This is a genomic window from Ensifer sp. GW823-FHT05D09, from assembly GCF_058795755.1.
In genome coordinates, this window is sequence record NZ_JBXAIA010000008.1 from 253919 (window position 1) to 273103 (window position 19185).

18 protein-coding genes are annotated in these 19185 nt (G+C 62.9%); 7 read left to right on the plus strand and 11 right to left on the minus strand.

The window, feature by feature from the left end:
* Nucleotides 1–167: 167 nt before the first annotated feature.
* Complete coding sequence (locus AC1Q80_RS22320; RefSeq protein WP_492361881.1) at nt 168–416, minus strand: hypothetical protein; 249 nt, start codon at nt 414–416, stop codon at nt 168–170.
* A 123-nt stretch (nt 417–539) separates the two neighbouring features.
* Here AC1Q80_RS22320 and AC1Q80_RS22325 point away from each other — a divergent pair, with 123 nt between their 5' ends.
* From AC1Q80_RS22325 to AC1Q80_RS22335, 3 genes are all read left to right on the plus strand, one after another.
* Complete coding sequence (locus AC1Q80_RS22325; RefSeq protein WP_492361882.1) at nt 540–1577, plus strand: DUF930 domain-containing protein; 1038 nt, start codon at nt 540–542, stop codon at nt 1575–1577.
* A gap of 168 nt (nt 1578–1745) precedes the next feature.
* On the plus strand, nt 1746–2801 hold the full coding sequence (locus AC1Q80_RS22330) for a P1 family peptidase (protein ID WP_492361883.1): 1056 nt from the start codon (nt 1746–1748) through the stop codon (nt 2799–2801).
* A 25-nt stretch (nt 2802–2826) separates the two neighbouring features.
* Nucleotides 2827–3693, plus strand: coding sequence for a D-amino-acid transaminase (locus AC1Q80_RS22335; RefSeq protein WP_209790134.1), 867 nt, complete (start codon nt 2827–2829; stop codon nt 3691–3693).
* A gap of 71 nt (nt 3694–3764) precedes the next feature.
* Here the strand turns inward: AC1Q80_RS22335 and AC1Q80_RS22340 are convergent, their stop codons facing one another.
* The 7 genes from AC1Q80_RS22340 to AC1Q80_RS22370 form a co-directional block, all read right to left on the minus strand.
* Nucleotides 3765–4667 carry a LysR family transcriptional regulator gene (locus tag AC1Q80_RS22340; RefSeq protein WP_492361884.1) on the minus strand — a complete coding sequence of 301 codons (903 nt, stop codon included), beginning with the start codon at nt 4665–4667 and terminating at the stop codon, nt 3765–3767.
* Between the two features lie 88 nt (nt 4668–4755).
* The gene (locus AC1Q80_RS22345) at nt 4756–6270 is read right to left on the minus strand and encodes a serine hydrolase domain-containing protein (RefSeq protein ID WP_492361885.1); all 1515 of its coding nucleotides are present in this window, start codon (nt 6268–6270) and stop codon (nt 4756–4758) included.
* A gap of 40 nt (nt 6271–6310) precedes the next feature.
* Entirely contained in the window at nt 6311–7051 is a 741-nt protein-coding gene (locus tag AC1Q80_RS22350; RefSeq protein WP_077502524.1) for an ABC transporter ATP-binding protein, read from the minus strand.
* Nucleotides 7048–7878, minus strand: a complete 831-nt coding sequence (locus AC1Q80_RS22355; protein WP_492361886.1) for an ABC transporter ATP-binding protein — start codon at nt 7876–7878, stop codon at nt 7048–7050. The genes AC1Q80_RS22350 and AC1Q80_RS22355 overlap by 4 nt, the downstream gene beginning before the upstream one ends.
* Nucleotides 7879–7881: 3 nt before the next feature.
* Nucleotides 7882–8784 carry a nickel transporter permease gene (gene nikC, locus AC1Q80_RS22360; protein WP_492361887.1) on the minus strand — a complete coding sequence of 301 codons (903 nt, stop codon included), beginning with the start codon at nt 8782–8784 and terminating at the stop codon, nt 7882–7884.
* On the minus strand, nt 8781–9794 hold the full coding sequence (locus tag AC1Q80_RS22365) for an ABC transporter permease (protein ID WP_173423228.1): 1014 nt from the start codon (nt 9792–9794) through the stop codon (nt 8781–8783). Before AC1Q80_RS22365 ends, nikC begins: the two co-directional genes overlap by 4 nt.
* The gene (locus AC1Q80_RS22370) at nt 9791–11389 is read right to left on the minus strand and encodes an ABC transporter substrate-binding protein (protein ID WP_173423227.1); all 1599 of its coding nucleotides are present in this window, start codon (nt 11387–11389) and stop codon (nt 9791–9793) included. The genes AC1Q80_RS22365 and AC1Q80_RS22370 overlap by 4 nt, the downstream gene beginning before the upstream one ends.
* 285 nt (nt 11390–11674) lie before the next feature.
* Here AC1Q80_RS22370 and AC1Q80_RS22375 point away from each other — a divergent pair, with 285 nt between their 5' ends.
* On the plus strand, nt 11675–12715 hold the full coding sequence (locus AC1Q80_RS22375; RefSeq protein WP_173423446.1) for a dipeptidase: 1041 nt from the start codon (nt 11675–11677) through the stop codon (nt 12713–12715).
* A 211-nt stretch (nt 12716–12926) separates the two neighbouring features.
* On the opposite strand, the gene AC1Q80_RS22380 is transcribed toward AC1Q80_RS22375, so the two are convergent.
* Together AC1Q80_RS22380 and AC1Q80_RS22385 are read right to left on the minus strand one after the other, a co-directional pair.
* Nucleotides 12927–13175: a DUF2798 domain-containing protein gene (locus AC1Q80_RS22380; protein ID WP_492361888.1), complete on the minus strand. Its 249-nt coding sequence runs from the start codon at nt 13173–13175 to the stop codon at nt 12927–12929.
* Between the two features lie 26 nt (nt 13176–13201).
* Nucleotides 13202–14113 (minus strand): NmrA/HSCARG family protein, encoded by a 912-nt coding sequence (locus AC1Q80_RS22385; protein WP_492361889.1) that lies wholly within the window; start codon nt 14111–14113, stop codon nt 13202–13204.
* Between the two features lie 117 nt (nt 14114–14230).
* Here AC1Q80_RS22385 and AC1Q80_RS22390 point away from each other — a divergent pair, with 117 nt between their 5' ends.
* Complete coding sequence (locus tag AC1Q80_RS22390; RefSeq protein ID WP_492361890.1) at nt 14231–15124, plus strand: LysR family transcriptional regulator; 894 nt, start codon at nt 14231–14233, stop codon at nt 15122–15124.
* Between the two features lie 22 nt (nt 15125–15146).
* Here AC1Q80_RS22390 and AC1Q80_RS22395 read toward each other — a convergent pair whose 3' ends face one another.
* Nucleotides 15147–16010 (minus strand): DMT family transporter, encoded by an 864-nt coding sequence (locus AC1Q80_RS22395; protein ID WP_492361891.1) that lies wholly within the window; start codon nt 16008–16010, stop codon nt 15147–15149.
* 101 nt (nt 16011–16111) lie between these two features.
* Between AC1Q80_RS22395 and AC1Q80_RS22400 the strand changes: the two genes are divergently transcribed.
* On the plus strand, nt 16112–17509 hold the full coding sequence (locus AC1Q80_RS22400) for an aminotransferase-like domain-containing protein (protein WP_492361892.1): 1398 nt from the start codon (nt 16112–16114) through the stop codon (nt 17507–17509).
* A 386-nt stretch (nt 17510–17895) separates the two neighbouring features.
* On the plus strand, nt 17896–18939 hold the full coding sequence (locus AC1Q80_RS22405) for a glutamine synthetase beta-grasp domain-containing protein (protein WP_173423221.1): 1044 nt from the start codon (nt 17896–17898) through the stop codon (nt 18937–18939).
* Nucleotides 18940–19185 lie beyond the last annotated feature (246 nt).

A 19185-nucleotide genomic window follows, 5' to 3' on the forward strand; every position in this document is an offset into this window, starting at 1 on the left:
TTTTAAATCTATAGAAAATATAGAATAGAGATGAATGTGCTGAATCTCCGCGATTGCGGGAAGAAATTTCCGATCTCAATTGAAAATGGCGGCGATGTCAGCTTCGAGGTGAAGCGGCCACCGCTTCGCGGCGTCCGCTACGGGCGGCGAGACGATGAGGGTTTAGCTCATTGCATTCTTTTCGACAGGGTCATTCCAGACCCCTTGGTCGCGGCGATGCAGGAAAAGACACCCGGAGCGAGCAACAGGAGGGAAGGCCCCTCGCCGTAGCAATACGTCGTACCGACGATTGCTAGTCCAACAATTCCGAGAAGTGGACGCTTGACGACATAGACCAGCCATATAGAGCGGATCATGGCGAGCGCCATGATCGGCACGCCGACAAGCAAAGCAAAGAAAATCTGCCCGGTTTCCACGAGGCCTCCCGTCTGCGCCACAGAACGACGTCCTATATTTAAAGTCCGGGCCAGCACGCAATAATTCCGTCAGATTTGGCGCGCACCTAGCTTCCGCCCCTGTGCTCTATTATCTCGTAGGCGATGCAGCTGTTTTCCGAAAAATGGTGGGAGAAGATACGATGGGGCACGCCGGTCTCGGTGGGCCTGCATCTGCTCGTGATCGTGCTCGTGCTGTTTCGTTTGCCGCAGGAAACGCCCAAGCCTGAGGGCGAGCAGAGCATCAACGTCGAAATCGTGCCGCCGCCGCAGCCAAAGCAGCAAGAAAAGCCCAGAGAGCAGGCGCAGCCGAAGAAGGTAGAGCCGAAGAAGGAACAGCCGAAGCCCCAGCCAGCACCTGCCCGTCAGCAGCCACAGGCTTTCGAGTCGGCCGCCGCCAAGATCAAGCAGGAGGCCAAGGTCGCTGAGCTTCCACCCACCGCCAAGGCTGAGAAGAAGGGCGCGGTAAACGAGCCGAAGAAAGCGGCCGCCGCTGATGCGACTGCGACGCTGAAGGCTGCGAAAGAGGAGGCCAAGGCGCAGAAGCAGCCGGAGGTGAAAGATCCGCAACAGCAGCAGCTTGCTGTTCTTTCAAGCTCCACCAACGGTGACAAGAGCGCTGCCGAAAGCAAGCCGGCGGCCAAGACGGAGGCCGAAAAGGCGGTGCCAAAGGCTGATCCGGTGCCGGTGCGCAAGCCGTCGGACGACAAGGAGAAGGGTGACGCAACCGAAGGCAAGGCCGAGGCCAAGGCGAAGCTGCCCGCCGACAGGTTTGTCGAGGCGAAGGAGCTTTTCTCGGCAAAATCGATCGCCGACCCACGCGTCAAGCAGGCAATGGGGCAGCTGCCGGTGAAGAAGCGCATCCTCCAGCTTTGCAGCATCGAGGCGCTGGAGCAGATCCGCAATCAGCGGCCAAGGGATTTTCCTGACATGCTCGTGCCGTTCGGGCCTTCGGGCGGGTTCATCGGCAAGGAACAGATCGACGCGAGCGGCGGCGCCTACCGCAGCAAGGGCACCTGGTACGACGTCAACTTCAAGTGCAAGGTCAACCTCGAGACGGTCGAGGTCGTTTCCTTCAGCTACGCGATCGGTGGCGTCGTGCCGGAGGCAAGCTGGAAGAGCCGCAAACTGCCGCCGAACTGAGGCGGCCCGCGTTCCATTGCGCGAGATGCTCAGTCGTCTTGCGGACTTCTCATAGAACTATTCCATTTTTGCGATGCCGTTTTCTCGCGGGGCGGAGTAGCTTCCAGCCAATCAAGGCGACGGTCGTGTGCAACCGATCGCCCTCTGGCAAAATGGGGAAACGGCCACATGGCGGCAAAAACGCGTCAAAGACTTCGCGATCTCGGATTTCGTCCTGGCGTCTACGAGACCGGTGGGCTGAACGCGATCACCGACGTTGCCGGCGTCGCCGTTGGTCACGCAACGATCGTCGAGGGTGACAGGATCCGCACGGGCGCCACCGCCATCCTTCCCCACCCCGGTAATCTGTTTCAGGACAAGGTGCCGGCCGCGCTCGCGGTCCTCAACGGCTTCGGCAAGTTTGTCGGCTCCACCCAGATCGCAGAGCTGGGCGAACTTGAAACACCAATCGTTTTGACCAATACGCTCGCGACCGGCCGGGCGATCGAGGCGATCAACCGCTGGACACTGGCCCAGCCGGGCAACGAAAAGGTCGTGTCACTCAATGCCGTCGTCGGCGAGACGAATGACAGCCGATTGAACGATATCCGCGCCGGACGCCCAACGGTCGATGAGATCGGCCTGGCGCTTGCTGCGGCTGAACCCGGCCCGGTCGAGGAGGGCGCCGTCGGCGCCGGCACCGGCACGGTCGCCTTCGGTCTCAAGGGTGGGATCGGCACCAGCTCGCGTCGCGTCAAGGTGGCGGGCGAGATCTTCACTGTCGGTGTACTGGTGCAGTCCAATTATGGCGGCAGACTGCTGGTCTGCGGCCAGCCTTACGACGCGCCGTCGGGACATGATCGTGACGGCTCGATTGTCATCGTCGTTGCAACCGACGCGCCGCTGTCGGCACGCAATCTGAAACGCCTGGCTGAGCGCGCCTTTGGGGGGCTGTCCCGCACGGGTGCCGCCCTCAGCAACGGGTCCGGAGACTATTCGCTGGCATTCTCGACCGCAGAATCCGTCCGGCGCACGCGCGAGCGACGCGCCGCGATCTCCGGATATCCCGATCTGCCGAACGACCTGATCTCACCGCTGTTCGAAGCGACGATCGAGGCCGCCGAAGAGGCGATCCTCAATTCGCTGGTCACGGCGCAATCCACGAGCGGCTTCAACGCCGCTACCGGCAAGGCAAGTTCGGTCGAGGCGATCTCGCTTGATCGGCTTGCAGCCCTCAAGGCCTAATTCTCTTCCCTCAGACGGAGTTCCCATGTCCAACCCGACCGGCCGTATCGTTTACCTGAACGGCGAGTTCGTTTCCGAGAACGCGGCCCATCTTTCGGTCTTCGACCGCGGCTTCCTGTTCGGCGACGGCATCTACGAAGTGACCGCCGTGCTGGAAGGCAAGCTGATCGACAGTGCGCTGCACATGGCACGGCTCGAACGCTCCGCCCGCGAGATCGATGTGCCGCTTCCGGTGTCCGTTGCCGAGATCGTCGAGATCGAGCGGCGGCTGGTGCGCGACAACAACCTCACCGAGGGCGTCGTCTATCTGCAGCTGACGCGGGGTGCCGAGGATCGCAATTTCCTGTTTTCAGGCGACATCAAGCCGACGCTGCTGCTCTTTACCCAGGTCAAGACGCTGGAACATGTGGCTGCCGTCGACAAGGGGGTTTCCGTCAAGTCGGTCGCCGACCAGCGCTGGGCGCGACGCGATATCAAGAGCGTGTGTCTCTTACCGCAGGTGATGGCCAAGCGCATCGCCAAGGCCGAAGGCTGCGACGAAGCCTGGATGATCGAGGACGGCTTTGTCACGGAAGGCGCATCTTCGACTGCCTATATCGTCACCGACGACGGCCGGATCGTGACGCGCGGCAACAGCAATGCCACACTGCCTGGCTGCACCCGGCTTGCCGCATTGGAGCTGGCGCGCGAGCAAGGGCTGACGGTCGAGGAGCGGCCGTTTTCGCTGGAGGAGGCGCTTTCAGCCCGCGAGGCCTGCCTGACGAGCGCGTCCAACTTCGTCGTTCCGGTAACGCGCATCGACGGCAAACCGGTCGGCGACGGCAAGCCCGGACCGATGGTCAAGCGTTTGCGTGAGCTCTACCTGGAGAATGCCCGTCGGACGGCAATCTAGCCGTCTGCGGATGGCTTTGAACGGTCGAGGGTATGAAGCGCATCCTGACGGGAGCCGCTTCATCTCTTCCCTTAGGTCGCAACCGTCTCCTGCGATTGCCAGATCCGCCCGACGACCGGGCGTCGGTTGTCCTTGGCGCGGTAAAGCCGGATTTCGACGCTGATATCCCAGCGCGGATCGGCGGCGCGCACCAGCGCGCCGGAGGCAAGCTCGGCCACCATCAGGCTTTCCGGCACCCAGGCGATGCCCCAACCGGCCTGCGCCATCGCCTTGAGGCCGACGGACATGCTGCCCTCATGCACCCGCTGAAACGGCGGCAGGTCGGCGCCAACAAGTTCACCCAGCAATTGCCCGAAGAACGACGATTTCTCGTAGCTGATGTGGGGGAAAGGCTTCGTGCCGCCCTCCAAGAGGTGTGCGGCCGCTCCGGTGTCGTTGGGGGCTGAAACGGGAATGATCTTCTCGTGGCCGAGCGAGCGGTGTTCGAATGCCTGCGGGTCGAGGAGCAGGGGCACCTGCGTATGGGCATAGGTCAAAAGGAAATCGCAGGACCCGTCGACCAGCGAGTTGAGGTTCTCTTCCATGCTGCCGGAATCCGGGCGCAGCCGCGAGAAGACCGAGCCGGCCTTTTTGTTGATCCGGTTCATCCAGTCGGGAAAGAAGGTGAAGGAGAGCGTGTGGAGCGCGGTCACCTTGATCGTCTTGGCGTCCGAGCCTTCTTCCTTCTGCAGGTTGCGCCGCGACTGGTAGAGATGCTGCAGTGTCTCCTGCGCCACCGGCACGAATTTTTGGCCCGCCTCGGTCAATCGCGAAGGGTAGGTGGCGCGGTCGACGAGGCTGGCGCCGACCCAGGCCTCGAGCTGCTTGATCCGGCGGCTGAAGGCGGACTGGGTTACGTTCCGCTCGTCGGCTGCCTTTGAAAAATTGAGCGTGCTCGCCAGTGCCAGAAAGTCTTCGAGCCACTTGATTTCCACAGCATGCACTCCTGAAAAGACGTCACTTCCCGCCTTGCAGCGGGAGCATGACCCCTTTTAGGCACAGTTGGGCATGCTTCAAGAAAAATCAGCCCTGACGGTGGTATTCCATCATCCGCGCGCGGTTGAGCACCAGCTCCACCCTGTTGTCGTCAAGGACATGCAGGCAGACGCGCTTCGTCCAGGGTCCGTCGTGGAGTGTGAACAGATAGCGGCCGTTGCCGAGTGCAGTGAGTGGCATCGTGTGCCGCACCGGGCCTACGCCCATCACCACCGCATCGTCACGGACCTCGAACTCGGCGCCTTCCGCCGACCGCCACGTTCCGGCAAGAGATACCTCAACCGATGGCTTGTCGGCGACCGGCAGGAAGCGTCGCGCCGCATGACCGGCCTCGCCGACGAGTGCCGATCCCTCCAGCCGCAACCGCATCGGCGAGGAGGCCGAGCGCGACGAAACCCAGCCGTCACCGTCGTCATAGAGCGTATCGTCGGCATCGAGATAGGTGCAGACGCTGCCCTTGATCTCCAGCCACCAGGGACCCTGTTCGGTCACATAGAGGCCGTCGGGAATGCCGGTTGCCGGCGTCGGCAGCGGCAGGCCCGTTAGCGCTGCCATGCTTTCGAGCGCGATCTTGTTGCCGTTGGTGTCCTCGCGGTTGGAGACGACGACAAAGCCCGAGCGGCTTTCCGGGTCGATGAGGAAATAGGTCTTGTAGCCCGGATGCGAACCGCCATGGCCGATGAAGCTGCGCTCGCCGAGCATCGACTGGCGCAGGCCGAGGCTGTAGCCGCTGGCTCGGCCATCAGCGAGGATGCGTGTGGCCTGCAGCTTCTCCAGCACACCTTCGAAATGGCCCTGGCCACGCATCAATGCCTGCAGCCAGGCCGTCAGCGCATTGGCGCTCCCCGTCAGGCTGCCGGAGGCCGAGATATGCAGGCCGGCGGCGGAAAGCTGCCAGCGCTTGCCGTTGTGCCAGTAGCCCGGCACCAGGCCCGCCACCGGATCGTTCCAGACGTCTGGCGCCTTGAACGTGACCCCGAGCGGTCCGGCAACATCGCTCTGGATGAAGTCGTCGAAGTTGAAGCCGCGGTGCTCCAGCGCCGCCTCGACGAGGCGATAGCCGGTGTTGGAATAGGAAACTTCGCTGCCGGCATCGAAATTCAGCCGCCGCAACCGTGCCAAGAACGCCAGAAGTGGAGCAGCCTCGGTCTCGGTGTAGACGGAGAGGCCAAGCAGCGACAGGCATTCGCGCGTGTCCGGCAGACCGCCGCTCATGTCGAGCGCCTGGCCGACCGTCACGTCGGCAAGCGGCGAGGCGAGTTCCGGCAGATGCTGGCCGAGCGGATCGTCGAGCTTGATGATGTCCTCATGTTGAAGAACCATGGCACAGAAGAAGTGCTTGGTGACGGAGGCGTAGCGCACGACGCTTTCTGGCGAAAACGGCGTGAGCGTCGACAGGCTCTCGACGCCGCGTGTGTGCGAAAAGCGGATGCCGCTCTCGTCGAAGCCGACGATCGCGCCGCCGGGCTCGTTCTGCGCCCACTGCTCGGCAAATGCCTGGGCGGCGGTGGATGCTGCGTGCCAATCGAGATGTGCCTGCATGGGGTCTTCCATTGTGCTTGTTGTCACGACAAGGCCGAGGTCAGGCCGGTTCTTCCAGCCCGACACTCAGCGTGCGCAGTTCCGTCGTGTGGGCGTGGCTTGTCTTGCCTGCCCGCAGATCCTCTGCGCTCAGTTGTTCCACCATTTCGCCATTCAACATCACCCCGACCTGACCGCAGAGATGGGCGATGACGGCGAGGTTGTGGCTGACGAGAATGTAGGTGAGGCCGCGCGCTTCGCGAAGGTCGGACAGGAGATTGAGGATTTCCGCCTGCACCGAGACGTCAAGCGCGCTCGTCGGTTCGTCGAGCAGCAGCACCTGCGGATCGGCAATCAGTGCGCGCGCAATCGCCACGCGCTGGCGCTGGCCACCGGAAAGCTGATGTGGGAAGCGGAAGCGGGCCGCCTGTGGCAAGGCGACGTCGGACAAGGCCTGAACGATGCGCTTGTCGATGTTGTCCATGCCGTGCACCAGCGGCAATTCGCTGAGAATGCGGTCAATCGTCTGGCGTGGGTGCAGAGAGCCGTAAGGGTCCTGGAACACCATCTGCACCCGGCGGAAAAAGCCCGGCGGACGCTTCAGTGCGGCCGGCTCGCCGCCGAAGGCGATGCGGCCTTCCCAGCTTTCGTTGAGCCCGGCCATCGCCCTGAGGATGGTGGACTTGCCCGAGCCGCTTTCGCCGACGATACCGAAGCTGTCGCCTTTCTTCACCGAAAACGAGACACCTTTGACGACCTCGCGGTCGCCGAACCTAATGCGGAGATTTTCAACGTCGATCATGCGGTGAGCCACGAAGCATCGCGGTTGAGAACAGGCAGCCGGTCCCTGGGATGCGTAAGGGAGGGCATGCAGTTGAGGAGCCCCTTGGTATAGGGATGGCGCGCGTTCAGCAGTTCCGAGGCTTTCAATTCTTCCATGACCCGTCCGGAATACATGACGGCGACGCGGTCGCAGAAATGGGAGACGAGCGGCAGGTCGTGGCTGATCAGAATGAGGCCCATGTTGCGCTCGGACACAAGTTCCTCGATCAGCCGCAGGATTTCCGCCTGCACGGTCGCGTCGAGCGCACTCGTCGGTTCATCGGCGATCAGCAGTTCCGGATCGGGCGCCAGCATCATCGCGATCATCACCCGCTGGCCCATGCCGCCCGAGACTTCGTGCGGGTAGGAGGCGGCGACCTCGCGCGGATTGCGGATCTTCACCTGGTCGAGAAGGTGGATCGCAGCCTCGAGCGCCTGCTTCTTGCTGCCGCCCTTGTGGGCGCGCCAGGCTTCAGACACCTGCCGGCCGATGTTCATCACCGGGTTCAGCGAATATTTCGGATCCTGGAGAATGAAGCCCGCCCGCTTGCCGCGGATCTGGCGCATCTGCTTTTCCGAGGCGGCGAGCACATCGATGCCGTCGAACGAGAGCCGATCGGCTGATATGGCGGCATTGGATGGCAAGAGCTTCATCAGCGCCCGAGCCGTCAGGCTCTTGCCGGAGCCACTCTCGCCGACGATGCCGAGTTTCTCCGCGCCGAGCGAAAGCGAGACGCCGCGCACGGCCTCGAAGCGGGAGGAGCGGTTCTCGAAGGCGATGCGAAGGTTCTGGATATCAACCAGCATAGCTCAGTCTCCCTTCGGATCGAGCACATCGCGCAACCCGTCACCGAGGAAGTTGAACGCGAGCGACACCAGGAAGATCGCGATGCCGGGCACGGTTGCAACCCACCACTGATCGAAGATGAAGCGCTTGGCGGTGGCGATCATTGCGCCCCATTCCGGCGACGGCGGCTGCGCGCCCATGCCAAGGAAGCCGAGGCTGGCCGCGGTGATGATGATCGAACTCATGTCGAGGGTAATGCGCACGATCAGGCTCGGCACGCAAAGCGGTGCGGCATGACGCATGATGATGCGCCATGGCGAAGCGCCGGTCAGCCGGCAGGCGGCGATGAAGTCGCTGCGGCGTACCGTCATGGTTTCGGCACGGGCGAGGCGCGCATATGGCGGCCAGGCTGTGAGCGCGATGGCGAGAACGGCGCTTTCGACGCCGGGCTTCAGCGCCGCGACGAAGGCCAGCGCCAGAATGAGGCGCGGGAAGGCGAGGAAAACGTCGGTGGCGCGCATCAGCACCGTATCGACGACGCCGCCGAAATAGCCGGCGATGCAGCCGACGGCAAGGCCGATCGGCGCGACGAGGACGACCACGGAGACGACCATGCCGAGCGTCACGCGACCGCCGAAAAGGATGCGCGAGAAGATGTCACGGCCAAGCTCGTCGGTGCCGAGCCAATGGGCGGCACTCGGTGCGGCGAGCCGGTTGGCCAGGTTCTGGATCGCCGGATCGTGCGGCGCCAGCACCGGAGCAAACAAGGCAAGCAGCGAAAAGAAGAGGATGATCGCAAGCCCGATCATCGCCAGCGGGTTGGACCTGAGCTTCAGCCAGATTCGATAGCGATGGCCCCAGGAGGCCTGGGTGCGGGAGGCGGGCGTTTCATCCAGCGCCCAGTTTCTGAAGGTCGTAAGCATCATCGGACGCGGGGATCCAGTACACGATAGAGAAGGTCGGCGATAAGGTTGAGCCCGACATAGATGAGGCCGATCAGAAGGGTCGCTCCGACCACGGGGTTCATGTCGGCGTTCATCAACGACACCGTCAGATATTGTCCGAGGCCCGGCCAGCTGAACACCGTTTCGGTGACGACGGCGCCCTCGAGAAGCCCGGCATAGGTAAGCGCCAGCACCGTCACCAGCTGCACCGCGACCGTCGGGAACGCGTGGCTCCAGATGACGGTGGAGGCCGAAAGTCCCTTGGCCCGTGCGGTGATCACGAACTCGCCCTTCAAGGCGTCGACCATGAAGGCCCGGGTCATGCGGGTGATATAGGCCATGCTGAAATAGGCAAGGATGCAGACAGGCTGCGCCATGTGCGCCACGGCGTCACGGAAGGCATCCCAGTCGCCGGCAACGAGCGTGTCGATCGTCAGAAGGCCGGTGACCGGATCGATCATGCCATCGAAGATGACGTCCTGACGGCCGGGTCCCGGTGCCAGGCCAAGTGTGGCGTAGAAGATCAAAAGCGAAATCAGCGACAGCATGAACACCGGAACGGAGTGGCCGGCAAGGCAGACGACGCGGATCGCCTGGTCGACGAACTTGCCCTGGCGGACAGCGGCCCAGACGCCGAGCGGAATGCCGATCGCCGCCGACAGAAGCAGTGCTGCCGTTGCCAGCTCCAGCGTTGCCGGGAAGAACCGGGCTATATCCGTGGAGACCGGGTTGCGCGTCAGGATCGACATGCCGAGATCGCCGTGCAGCAGCTGCCAGAGATAGCGGAAAAACTGTACGATCAGCGGCTGGTCGAGGCCCATTTCGATGCGGGCCTGGGCGATCACTGCCTCGGACGCGTTGTCGCCGACCGCGGCAATCACCGGGTCGACCGGCATGACGCGCCCGATCATGAAGGTGACGATCGTCAGGCCGAGCAGCGTTAGGAAGACGCTGCTCAACGTGGTGGAAAAGCTTTTGATACGCTTGTTCAAGCCTTGGACGCCTCTGCATAGGAGTGGGCGTCAGAGAGCGTACCGAGCCGGATGCCGGCAACCGACTTGCGGCAGGCGGCCGTGGTCGTCGTCTGCAGCATGAAGATGAAGGGGCTGTGCTCCATGTGGGCGCGCTGCAGTTCCTCGTAGAGCGCGATGCGCCTTGCCGGGTCCTTCTCGTCGCGTGCCGCTTCGGCCTTTGTTGCCATTTCCTCATCCTGCCAGGACGAGCGCCACAGGAACGGACGCGACTTCGCGTCATCGGAATTGTCGTGGTTGATGCAGAACACGTCGGCGTTGGCATGCGGGTCGAAGTAGTCCGAGCCCCAGGCCGAAAGCGCCATCTGGTGTTCGCGAGCGCGCATCTTGGTCAGAACCTGGCGGTTTTCGGCCGCCTGCAGCTGCACGCGGATGCCGATTTCGGCGAGGTTTGCCTGGATCGCCTGCGCCAGATCCGGATAGGGCTGCGCCGAATAGTGATCCATGACGATGTCGAAGCCGGCCTCGAGGCCTGCCTCGGCCATTAGTGCCTTGGCCTTGGCCACGTCCTTCACAAACGGCGTGTCGTTGACGACACCGGGATAGCCCTCCGGCAGGAAGCTCTGGTGAATCTTGTGGGTCAGCGGAACGATGTTTTCCTGCATGCCCTTGTAGTCGAGCGCGTGCTTGACTGCCTGCCAGACCTGCGGCTTTGCCAGGTTCGCCTGCTTCTGGTTGAGCGAGATCAGCACCAGCGAGGCCACACCCTTGCGGACCAGCGTGTAGTTCTCGTCGCCCTGCAGCGTGCGCAGCTGCTCGGAGCTGAGGTTGCGGGCGATATCGGCATCGCCCTTCTGCAGCATCAGGAGCTGCGAGGAGGGGTCGGCGACATGGCGCAGGATGATGCGCTTGATGTTGCCCTTGTAGGGGCCGTTCGGATTGACCGTCAGCGCGACGCTCTCGCTCGGCTTCCAGGATTGCAGCGCGAATTCGCCCGAACCGGCGGTGTTCTTCTGCAGCCAGGCATTGCCAAGGTCGCCGTCGACTTCGTTTTCGAGCGCGACCTTCTTCTCCAGGATGCTGCCGACATTGGCCGAGAGGCAGTAGAGCAGGAAGGCGAGCGAGGCCGGCTGTTCGAGCGTGAGGCGAAGCGTCGAGCCGTCGACGGCGACGATGCGCTCTTCGACGTTTTCAGGCGTGAAGCCGAACTGGGCGATGATGAAGGCAGGGCCCTTGTTCATCTTGATGGCGCGCTGCAGCGAGAAGGCCGCATCTTCGGCCGTGACCGGCGCGCCGCTCGCAAAGGTGGCGCCGGCGCGAAGCTTGAAGGTGAACACCTTGCTGTCGGCGTCCGCTTCCCAGGATTCGGCCAGCGTCGGGTCGACCTTGTTGGCGTCGTCGAGATTGGGGTGAACCAGCTTCTGGTAGATATTGCCGCAGATTTCGCTGCCGACCGCCTCGAAGCTCTCGTGCGGGTCGAGGCTCGTCATGTTGTCGAGCTGCTGGGCGACAACCAGGATGTCTTTCGGGGTTTCGGCGAAGGCCGGCACCAGGCTGACATAGGACAGAAACGGCACGGCAGCACCGCCGATCAACAGGTTGCGTCTGGAAATCATCGGAAATATCCCCTTCTCGGACTTATCGTCATGCGAACGGCCGCCGTGAGGCTTTTGCAGATAACCTCAATGCCGGCCGTGTTCCCTTGTAGGGGGCGGATTAAGCACAACATGGCTGGGCGCGACCAATTCCGATTTCGGCAAGGCCTATGCACGGTTTGCATTTGCGTCGGTGGACGGCTTTCCCCTAGGGCTGGCGGAAGATTATGGTCGCGCACGACGATGCGATGAGTCGCGCGCAACCGGCCGGCGTGGCCGGAAAACAGGTTGAAAGGCGATCCCCAATTGGCAACACAGGCGAAAATCTCGGTCTTCGATGGACATAACGATGTGCTGTCGCGTTTGTGGCACTCGCAGCAGCCAGACGCTCAAGCCCGTTTCATCGATGGCGGCAGCTCCGGCCATATCGATCTCGCGAAGGCCAAAGAGGGCGGGCTCGCCGGTGGCCTTTGCGCCGTCTATGTCGCCTCGCCCAGCATGCAGAAGGACACCAACGGCGATTTCGCGACGCCGGATCAACAGGACGCGCTGAAGAGTACACTCGGCATGGCGAGCCTGCTGATGCGCCTTGAGCGGCGGGCCAAAGACAAGCTGAAGATCTGCCGCTCGGCAGCCGATATCCGCCAGGCGATCGCAGACGGTGTGTTCGCGTCGGTGCTCCATATCGAAGGTGTCGAAGCGTTCGCCGCCGATCTCGACGCGCTCTACGTGCTGCATGCTGCCGGCCTGCGCACGCTCGGACCCGTCTGGAGCCGGCCGAACATCTTTGCCTATGGCGTGCCGTTCCGTTTCCCGTCATCGCCCGATATCGGTCCGGGGCTGACGGAAAGCGGCAAGGACCTGATCCGTGCTTGTAACGAGCTCAGGATCATGGTCGACCTGTCGCATATGAATGAGCAGGGTTTTTGGGATATCGCGGCACTTTCCAACGGGCCGCTGGTCGCTTCCCATTCCAACGTGCATGCGCTCTGCCCGCACAGCCGCAACGTCACGGATCGCCAGCTCGACGCGATCAAGGACACCGGCGGGCTGGCCGGCATCAATTTCGGCGTCCTGTTCCTGCGCTCCGACGGCATCAGGCACCCGGACACCAGTCTCGACCTTCTGGCCGATCACATCGACTATATCGCCAACCGCATCGGCCTCGACCACGTCGCGCTCGGCTCTGATTTCGACGGCACGACGATCCCTGCGTCGATGCGCGACGCGGCCGACCTGCAATTGCTCGTCGACCTCTTGCGCAAGCGCGGTTACGACGAGGCCGCGCTGGCGAAAATCTGCCACGGCAACTGGATCCGGGTGCTGGAAACGACCTGGGGCGCGTGAGGGTGGGCGTGCAGCGGGCTTATCGGCTCGCTGCGATCGCAGCGCCGGCGAACAGTCCCGTTCTCAATTGATGCCGACGGTCTCACGGATGCCATGGCGTGTGCCGGCGCGCGACGACGGCCGTGTTACCGCCGAGACACTCGCCGACCTCGATCGTTCCGCGGCAGTGATCGCCCCGCAACGGCCTTTCAGTCACCGCCGGCTTAACGGTTCAACGCCGGGTTTGCGGTGCTTGCACCAGCGCGCCAACGATCATGCGCACCAGCGGCAATACGAGCAGCAGGCTCGGAAACGCCGCGAGCCACGAGATGCCCCAGGCTTTCATCCATAGGGCGAAGAGGTCGGCGCTGGCTCCGACGCTGGCGACTGTGGAAACTGCCGAGACAAGGCAGGACATCAGGACCGACAGCACCAGAGGCATGGCGATGGCGTTGTAGCGAGCGGGAAGTTTCTTTGGCATGGCGGTGATGCTCCGGTTTGGAAGTGTCAGGCTTGGAGGTGTGGGCGAGCAGTGGCAGCGGTCGCGAGCTCTTCGATAAAGGCCCGCAGGCTTCGCGGTTCCCGCCCGAGTGCCGCTCTCAACGACAGGCTGTTGCCACCAAGGCCAACGGCTGCGTAGTGCTCATGGACCTTTGCGAGCAAGCCGAGTTGCTGTTCGGTGTATTTGGTCCGGGCCGGTGCGGCCCAATCGTGGAAGCTGATCTCGCCCGCCTCGATAGGGCGACCCGACGCGCTTGCCATCATCGCGGCGATTTCCTCCCTGTTGTGGCGGCCATCGGCGCACAATTCGAGGGTGGCGTAAGCGAGGCGATCCTCAGTCAAAGCGATCGCCGCCACCTCGGCAACGTCGCGATAGTCGACGCGCGCCAGGCGCGTGGTCTTCGGAAAGGGTTCTGAAAAGACGCCGTGTTCGACGATCGCCGGCCACGCCGAGCGGAGGTTCTGCATGAAGTTGGCCGGGTGCAGAATGGTGTATTCGAGCGTGGACGAATAGAGCGCATCCTCGACCGGGATCTTGGCTGCATGGTTCTTCAGTCGTGTGTTGGTTGGCTGGATGACCGAGGAGAAGACGAACTTGCGCACACCCGCGCGAACCGACGCCTCGACCATCGCAACGCCCATCGCCGTTTCATCGGGCGCAAAGGCCGGTCCGAGATGAAAAACACCGTCGATACCCTGCAGCGCAACGTCGAGGCTTTGGCGATCCCTGAGGTCGCCGACCGCAATTTCCGCGGCGCCAAGTGACTGCGCCAAGCCGGTGTTGGACTGGTCCCTGACTAGGGCGCGAACAATAGCTCCGCGGCCCACCAACTCGGGCACGACGAGGCCGGCAAACCGGCCGGTCGCACCGACGACGAGTATCCTGTTTCCCGCGGTTCTTGTCGTTGTCGGTGCCATGCGAATTCGCCTTCCTGACGTTCGTCTCATGCAATGTGAAGACAGGGTATTCCGCGGCGGAAATACAGACAATTGGCCGGAAATGTGATTAATACTCCCGAAAAATGGGAGAATTGAATGGGCCGTATCGAGGATCTGGAAGTGTTCGTCGCCGTGGTCGAGCTCGGGAGCTTGACGGCGGCTGCCAATCGCCTTTCGCGGCCGCTGCAGACCGTCAGCCGTTCGCTTGCAGCCCTTGAAGACGATGTTGGGGTGGAACTCGTTCACCGAACGACCCGGCGCTCCTCGCCGAGCGAGGCGGGCGAGATCTTCTATCGACGGGTGAAGCCCGCCATCGATGAAATCCGCGAAGCCCGATTGGAGGCGGCGCGGCGCCGACTGGAGCCTTCAGGCGTGCTGCGCATCGGGGCTCCGGCGCTGTTTGCTCCGCGCTTCCTGATGCCGATCGTTGCCGAATACATGCGGCAATACAAGGAAGTCGAAGTCGAACTCGACCTTTCCGACGCGTTCGTCGATCTCGTGGGCGGTGGGCTCGACATGGTGGTGCGCATTGGCGATCTGGCCGACTCGAGCCTGACGGGGAAGCGGCTGGGCGGTCTGCGCCGCGTCGTCTTCGGTGCACCTTCCTATCTTGCCGCACGCGGTCGGCCCAAGCACCCACAGGACCTGAAGCACCACGACTGCGTCACGCGCCTGGGCGATGATCGGCAGGGCACCTGGATGCTGACGATCGACGGCAAGTCGCGTGGGATAAAGGTTGGCGGCCCTTTGCGGGTGAACGCCATGGCGGCAATTTATGCCGCCGTCGGCGAAGGGCTCGGTCTCGGGTATTCCCCGCTCTGGCAAATCGAGCATCTGATTGCCGACGGCAGGGTCGAGGTGGTGCTTGAGGAATTCGAGCCGGCCCCTGTGCCGCTTCATATCCTGTGGCGCGAGGGCAGGGCGCCCACGGCCAAGGTCCGGACGTTCATCGACCTGTTGAGCAAGCGGCTGAAGCTCGACCATCTCTGACGATGGGCCGAAAGCTGGCCTTCTACTTCGCGAATTTCTTGGCGCCGGCGACGCAAAGCACGATCGCGCCGGTGACCGCCAGCATCGCTCCACTCACCGGCTCATGCAGCAGCGCTGCTGCCAGCGCCAGGCCGAAGAACGGCTGCAGCAGTTGCAACTGTCCGACGCCGGCGACGCCGCCGAGCGCCAGTCCGCGATACCAGAAGACGAAGCCGATCAGCATGCTGAAGACGGAGACATAGGCAAGGCCAGCCCAGGCGCCACCGTTCACCATCTCGACGGCTGGTGCGTTGGTGAAAAGACCGATGCCGATCATGACGGGCAGCGACAGCACCAGAGCCCAGCAGATGACCTGCCAGCCACCGAGCTTGCGCGAAAGGGCAGCACCCTCGGCATAGCCAAGGCCGCAGACGATGATGGCGGCGAGCATAAGGAGATCGCCAATCGGCGAGGCGGAAAAACCCTGCGTCAGCGCAAAACCGGCAACCAGCGCGCTGCCGACGCAGGAAAACAGCCAGAAGGCCGGATGCGGCCGTTCGCCGCCGCGAAGCACCCCGAAGACGGCGGTCGCCAAAGGCAGCAGGCCGACAAAGACGATCGAGTGGGCCGATGTCACATGCTCAAGCGCCAGTGCGGTCAGGAGCGGGAAGCCAAGAACGACGCCGAAGGCGACGATTGCCAGCGACACGAGATCGGTGCGCGTCGGCTTGGGTTGGCGAAAGACGAGGAGCAGGCAGAGCGCCAGCGCACCGGCGATCGCCGCGCGGGCGACGGTCAGGAATACTGGATCGAAGTCCATGACGGCAGCGCGTGTGGCCGGCAGCGAGCCGCTGAAAATCAATACTCCGAGGAAGCCGTTTAACCAGCCGGTAGTCGTCCTGTCCATTGTCGTCTCCTTTTCTACATGTATCGGTCGGAGACAGTGGTTCTTCCAGAGACAATGCGGTACAGTTGCGCCAAACTGTCATGCATCAAGGTCCGATACAGATGGCATTCCAGCAGACGGAGACCGGTAGTGAGACCCTGATTGAGGGCGTCATGGGCACGATCCGGCAACGCATTGCCGGGCGATCGTTGACGCCGGGTGCCAAGCTTCCTTCCATTCGGGCATTCGCGACGACCATGCGGGTTTCCAAGTCGACGGTTGTGGAAGCCTATGAGCGTCTTGCCGCCGAGGGCGCCATCCGCTCGCGGCCCGGTTCCGGCTTTTTCGTGTCTGCGCCGCTGGCGCCGTTGTCGCTGACCGAGGTCGGCCCGCGGCTCGACCGCGCGGTCGACCCCCTCTGGGTTTCGCGACAAGCCCTTGAAACCGATGCCGAGGTGCTGAAACCCGGCTGCGGCTGGCTGCCGGCGTCGTGGATGCCGGAGGCAGCACTCAGGCGGGCGCTGCGCTCGATCGCACGCGCGGAGACGGCGAGCCTGACGGAATACGGCACGCCGCTCGGCCTGCGGCCCTTGCGGCAGTTGCTGGCGCGGCGCCTTGGCGAACATGGCGTCGAGGCATCGCCCGATCAGATCATCCTGACTGAGTCCGGCACCCAGGCGATTGATCTGCTTTGCCGGTTCCTGCTCGAACCAGGCGACACCGTCATGGTCGACGATCCCTGCTACTTCAATTTCCAGGCGCTGTTGCGGGCGCACCGCGTCAATGTCGTCAGCGTGCCCTACACGCCCGTCGGTCCCGATCTCGATCGGTTCGCCGAGGTGCTGGAAGCCCATCGCCCCCGCCTCTACATCACCAACTCCGCCGTGCACAATCCGACCGGCGCGACGCTGTCTCCCGTGGTTGCGCATCGCCTGCTGCGGCTGGCCGAGCAGGCGGGCTTGACCATCGTCGAGGACGATATCTTTGCCGATTTCGAGCATGAGCCGGCGCCGCGGTTGGCCGCCTTCGACGGTCTCGACCGTGTCGTGCAGATCGGCAGCTTTTCCAAGACGTTGTCTGCATCGATGCGCTGCGGCTACATCGCCGCCCCCAGGAGTTGGATCGAGGGGCTGATCGACCTCAAGATCGCCACCACATTCGGCGGCCCGAACCTCGCCGCCGAGTTGGTGTTGACCCTGCTTCGCGACGGCAGCTACCGAAAACATATGGAGGCGCTGCGGCTGCGCCTGACCCGAACGATGACCGAAACGACCGCGCGGCTTGCTGCCGTCGGGATTACACCCTGGATCGAGCCGCGGGCGGGCATGTTCCTCTGGTGCCGACTGCCGGAGGGGCTCGATGCGTCGGAACTGGCGCAGAAGGCGCTGGCGCATGATATCGTTCTGGCGCCCGGCAATGCCTTCAGCCATTCCGGCGCGGCTTCGGGATTTCTGCGCTTCAACGTCGCCCAATCGACCGATGAGCGGCTCTATCGCGTACTGGCGATGATTTCCCGGTAGTCACGCGTCTGGCAGTGTCGTTTCTGGCTGGTGACTGCCTGCATGTTTTTCGAGCAGCCTTTGTGATCGCCCTTGTTGACCGGGCGGCGACGACGCGGCGGCCGCCTTGCCGCCCGACGCCTTCTTTGGCAGCGGATTGCATGGCCGTGCCTCAAAGCGCGGCTGATGGTGCCTATTTTCTGTGCAGTCCGCTTCATCCTTAGTCTTGCGCTACCGCTTGCACTGGACAGCGGATGCCGCGGGCGTTGATTTTTTCGTGTTTTGGCCAGGAAAAGCGAACTGGCACGATTAATGCTTTCTTATATCTAACGGTCGTCGGGCAGCCGATCTGGATTGCCCAACCGCTTCGGAACCAAGCCATTCCTGGCGTCACGTGAGAGAAAGAAATGACAAAGTTTAAGCTCGAATACATCTGGCTCGACGGTTACAAGCCGACCCCCAACCTGCGCGGCAAGACCCTGGTCAAGGAATTCGACGCTTTTCCGCAGCTTGAACAGCTTCCGCTCTGGGGCTTCGACGGTTCCTCGACGATGCAGGCCGAAGGCAGCAGCTCCGACTGCGTGTTGAAGCCGGTTGCGGTCTATCCGGACCCGGAGCGCAAGAACGGCGTGCTCGTTCTCTGCGAAGTCATGATGCCCGATGCCAAGACGCCGCATGCGTCCAACACCCGCGCTTCGATTGCCGATGACGACGGCGCCTGGTTCGGCTTCGAGCAGGAGTATTTCTTCTATCAGAACGGTCGCCCGCTCGGGTTCCCGGAAGCTGGCTTCCCCGCGCCGCAGGGCCCTTACTACTGTGGCGTTGGCTTCGGCAATGTCGGCGACATCGCCCGCAAGATCGTCGAAGAGCATCTGGACATCTGCCTGGCAGCCGGCATCAACCATGAAGGCATCAACGCCGAAGTCGCCAAGGGCCAGTGGGAATTCCAGGTCTTCGGCAAGGGCTCGCGCAAGGCCGCCGATGAAATCTGGCTTGCCCGCTACCTCCTGCAGCGCCTGACCGAAAAATACGGCATCGACGTCGAATACCACTGCAAGCCGCTCGGCGACACCGACTGGAACGGTTCGGGCATGCATGCCAACTTCTCGACCACCTACATGCGCGAAGTCGGCGGCAAGGAATACTTCGAAAACCTGATGGCGGCCTTCGCCGAAGCCCGCGCCGACCACATCGCCGTATACGGTCCTGACAACCACATGCGCCTGACCGGCAAGCACGAAACCGCCTCGATTCACCAGTTCAGCTACGGCGTTGCTGACCGCGGTGCCTCGATCCGCGTTCCGCACAGCTTCGTCAACAACGACTACAAGGGCTATCTTGAAGACCGACGCCCGAACTCCAAGGGTGACCCCTACCAGATCGCTGCGCAGATCCTGAAGACGATCTCCACGGTTCCGACCGATGTCGAAAGCCAGATGAAGGCGGCCTGAGCATGGTTTGTGGCGTGCCCTAGCGGCACGCCACAAACGGCTCTGCCTCCAAGGATAGGCGATCGGCGACGGTCGCCAAAACAAAACGCCCCACTTTCGAGCGGGGCGTTTTTGTTTTGGGCTGCCGATAATGCCCGGGTTGGTAGTCGGGAAGGCTCAGCGCTCGTCACAACCACCTTCTTTCCTGTGCTTGTCACAGGAATCTAGCCCACCCAAGTCCCTGGGTGGGAGGGTATTTTGATCTGA

Coding starts and splice junctions, on each gene's coding strand:
- AC1Q80_RS22355 (WP_492361886.1), bottom strand. CDS start 7,878: ATGCTGGTTGATATCCAGAACCTTCGCATCGCCTTCGAGAACCGCTCC.
- AC1Q80_RS22380 (WP_492361888.1), bottom strand. CDS start 13,175: ATGCCAAAGAAACTTCCCGCTCGCTACAACGCCATCGCCATGCCTCTG.
- nikC (WP_492361887.1), bottom strand. CDS start 8,784: ATGATGCTTACGACCTTCAGAAACTGGGCGCTGGATGAAACGCCCGCC.
- AC1Q80_RS22345 (WP_492361885.1), bottom strand. CDS start 6,270: ATGCAGGCACATCTCGATTGGCACGCAGCATCCACCGCCGCCCAGGCA.
- AC1Q80_RS22330 (WP_492361883.1), top strand. CDS start 1,746: ATGGCGGCAAAAACGCGTCAAAGACTTCGCGATCTCGGATTTCGTCCT.
- AC1Q80_RS22335 (WP_209790134.1), top strand. CDS start 2,827: ATGTCCAACCCGACCGGCCGTATCGTTTACCTGAACGGCGAGTTCGTT.
- AC1Q80_RS22325 (WP_492361882.1), top strand. CDS start 540: ATGCAGCTGTTTTCCGAAAAATGGTGGGAGAAGATACGATGGGGCACG.
- AC1Q80_RS22385 (WP_492361889.1), bottom strand. CDS start 14,113: ATGGCACCGACAACGACAAGAACCGCGGGAAACAGGATACTCGTCGTC.
- AC1Q80_RS22405 (WP_173423221.1), top strand. CDS start 17,896: ATGACAAAGTTTAAGCTCGAATACATCTGGCTCGACGGTTACAAGCCG.
- AC1Q80_RS22400 (WP_492361892.1), top strand. CDS start 16,112: ATGGCATTCCAGCAGACGGAGACCGGTAGTGAGACCCTGATTGAGGGC.
- AC1Q80_RS22395 (WP_492361891.1), bottom strand. CDS start 16,010: ATGGACAGGACGACTACCGGCTGGTTAAACGGCTTCCTCGGAGTATTG.
- AC1Q80_RS22390 (WP_492361890.1), top strand. CDS start 14,231: ATGGGCCGTATCGAGGATCTGGAAGTGTTCGTCGCCGTGGTCGAGCTC.
- AC1Q80_RS22350 (WP_077502524.1), bottom strand. CDS start 7,051: ATGATCGACGTTGAAAATCTCCGCATTAGGTTCGGCGACCGCGAGGTC.
- AC1Q80_RS22370 (WP_173423227.1), bottom strand. CDS start 11,389: ATGATTTCCAGACGCAACCTGTTGATCGGCGGTGCTGCCGTGCCGTTT.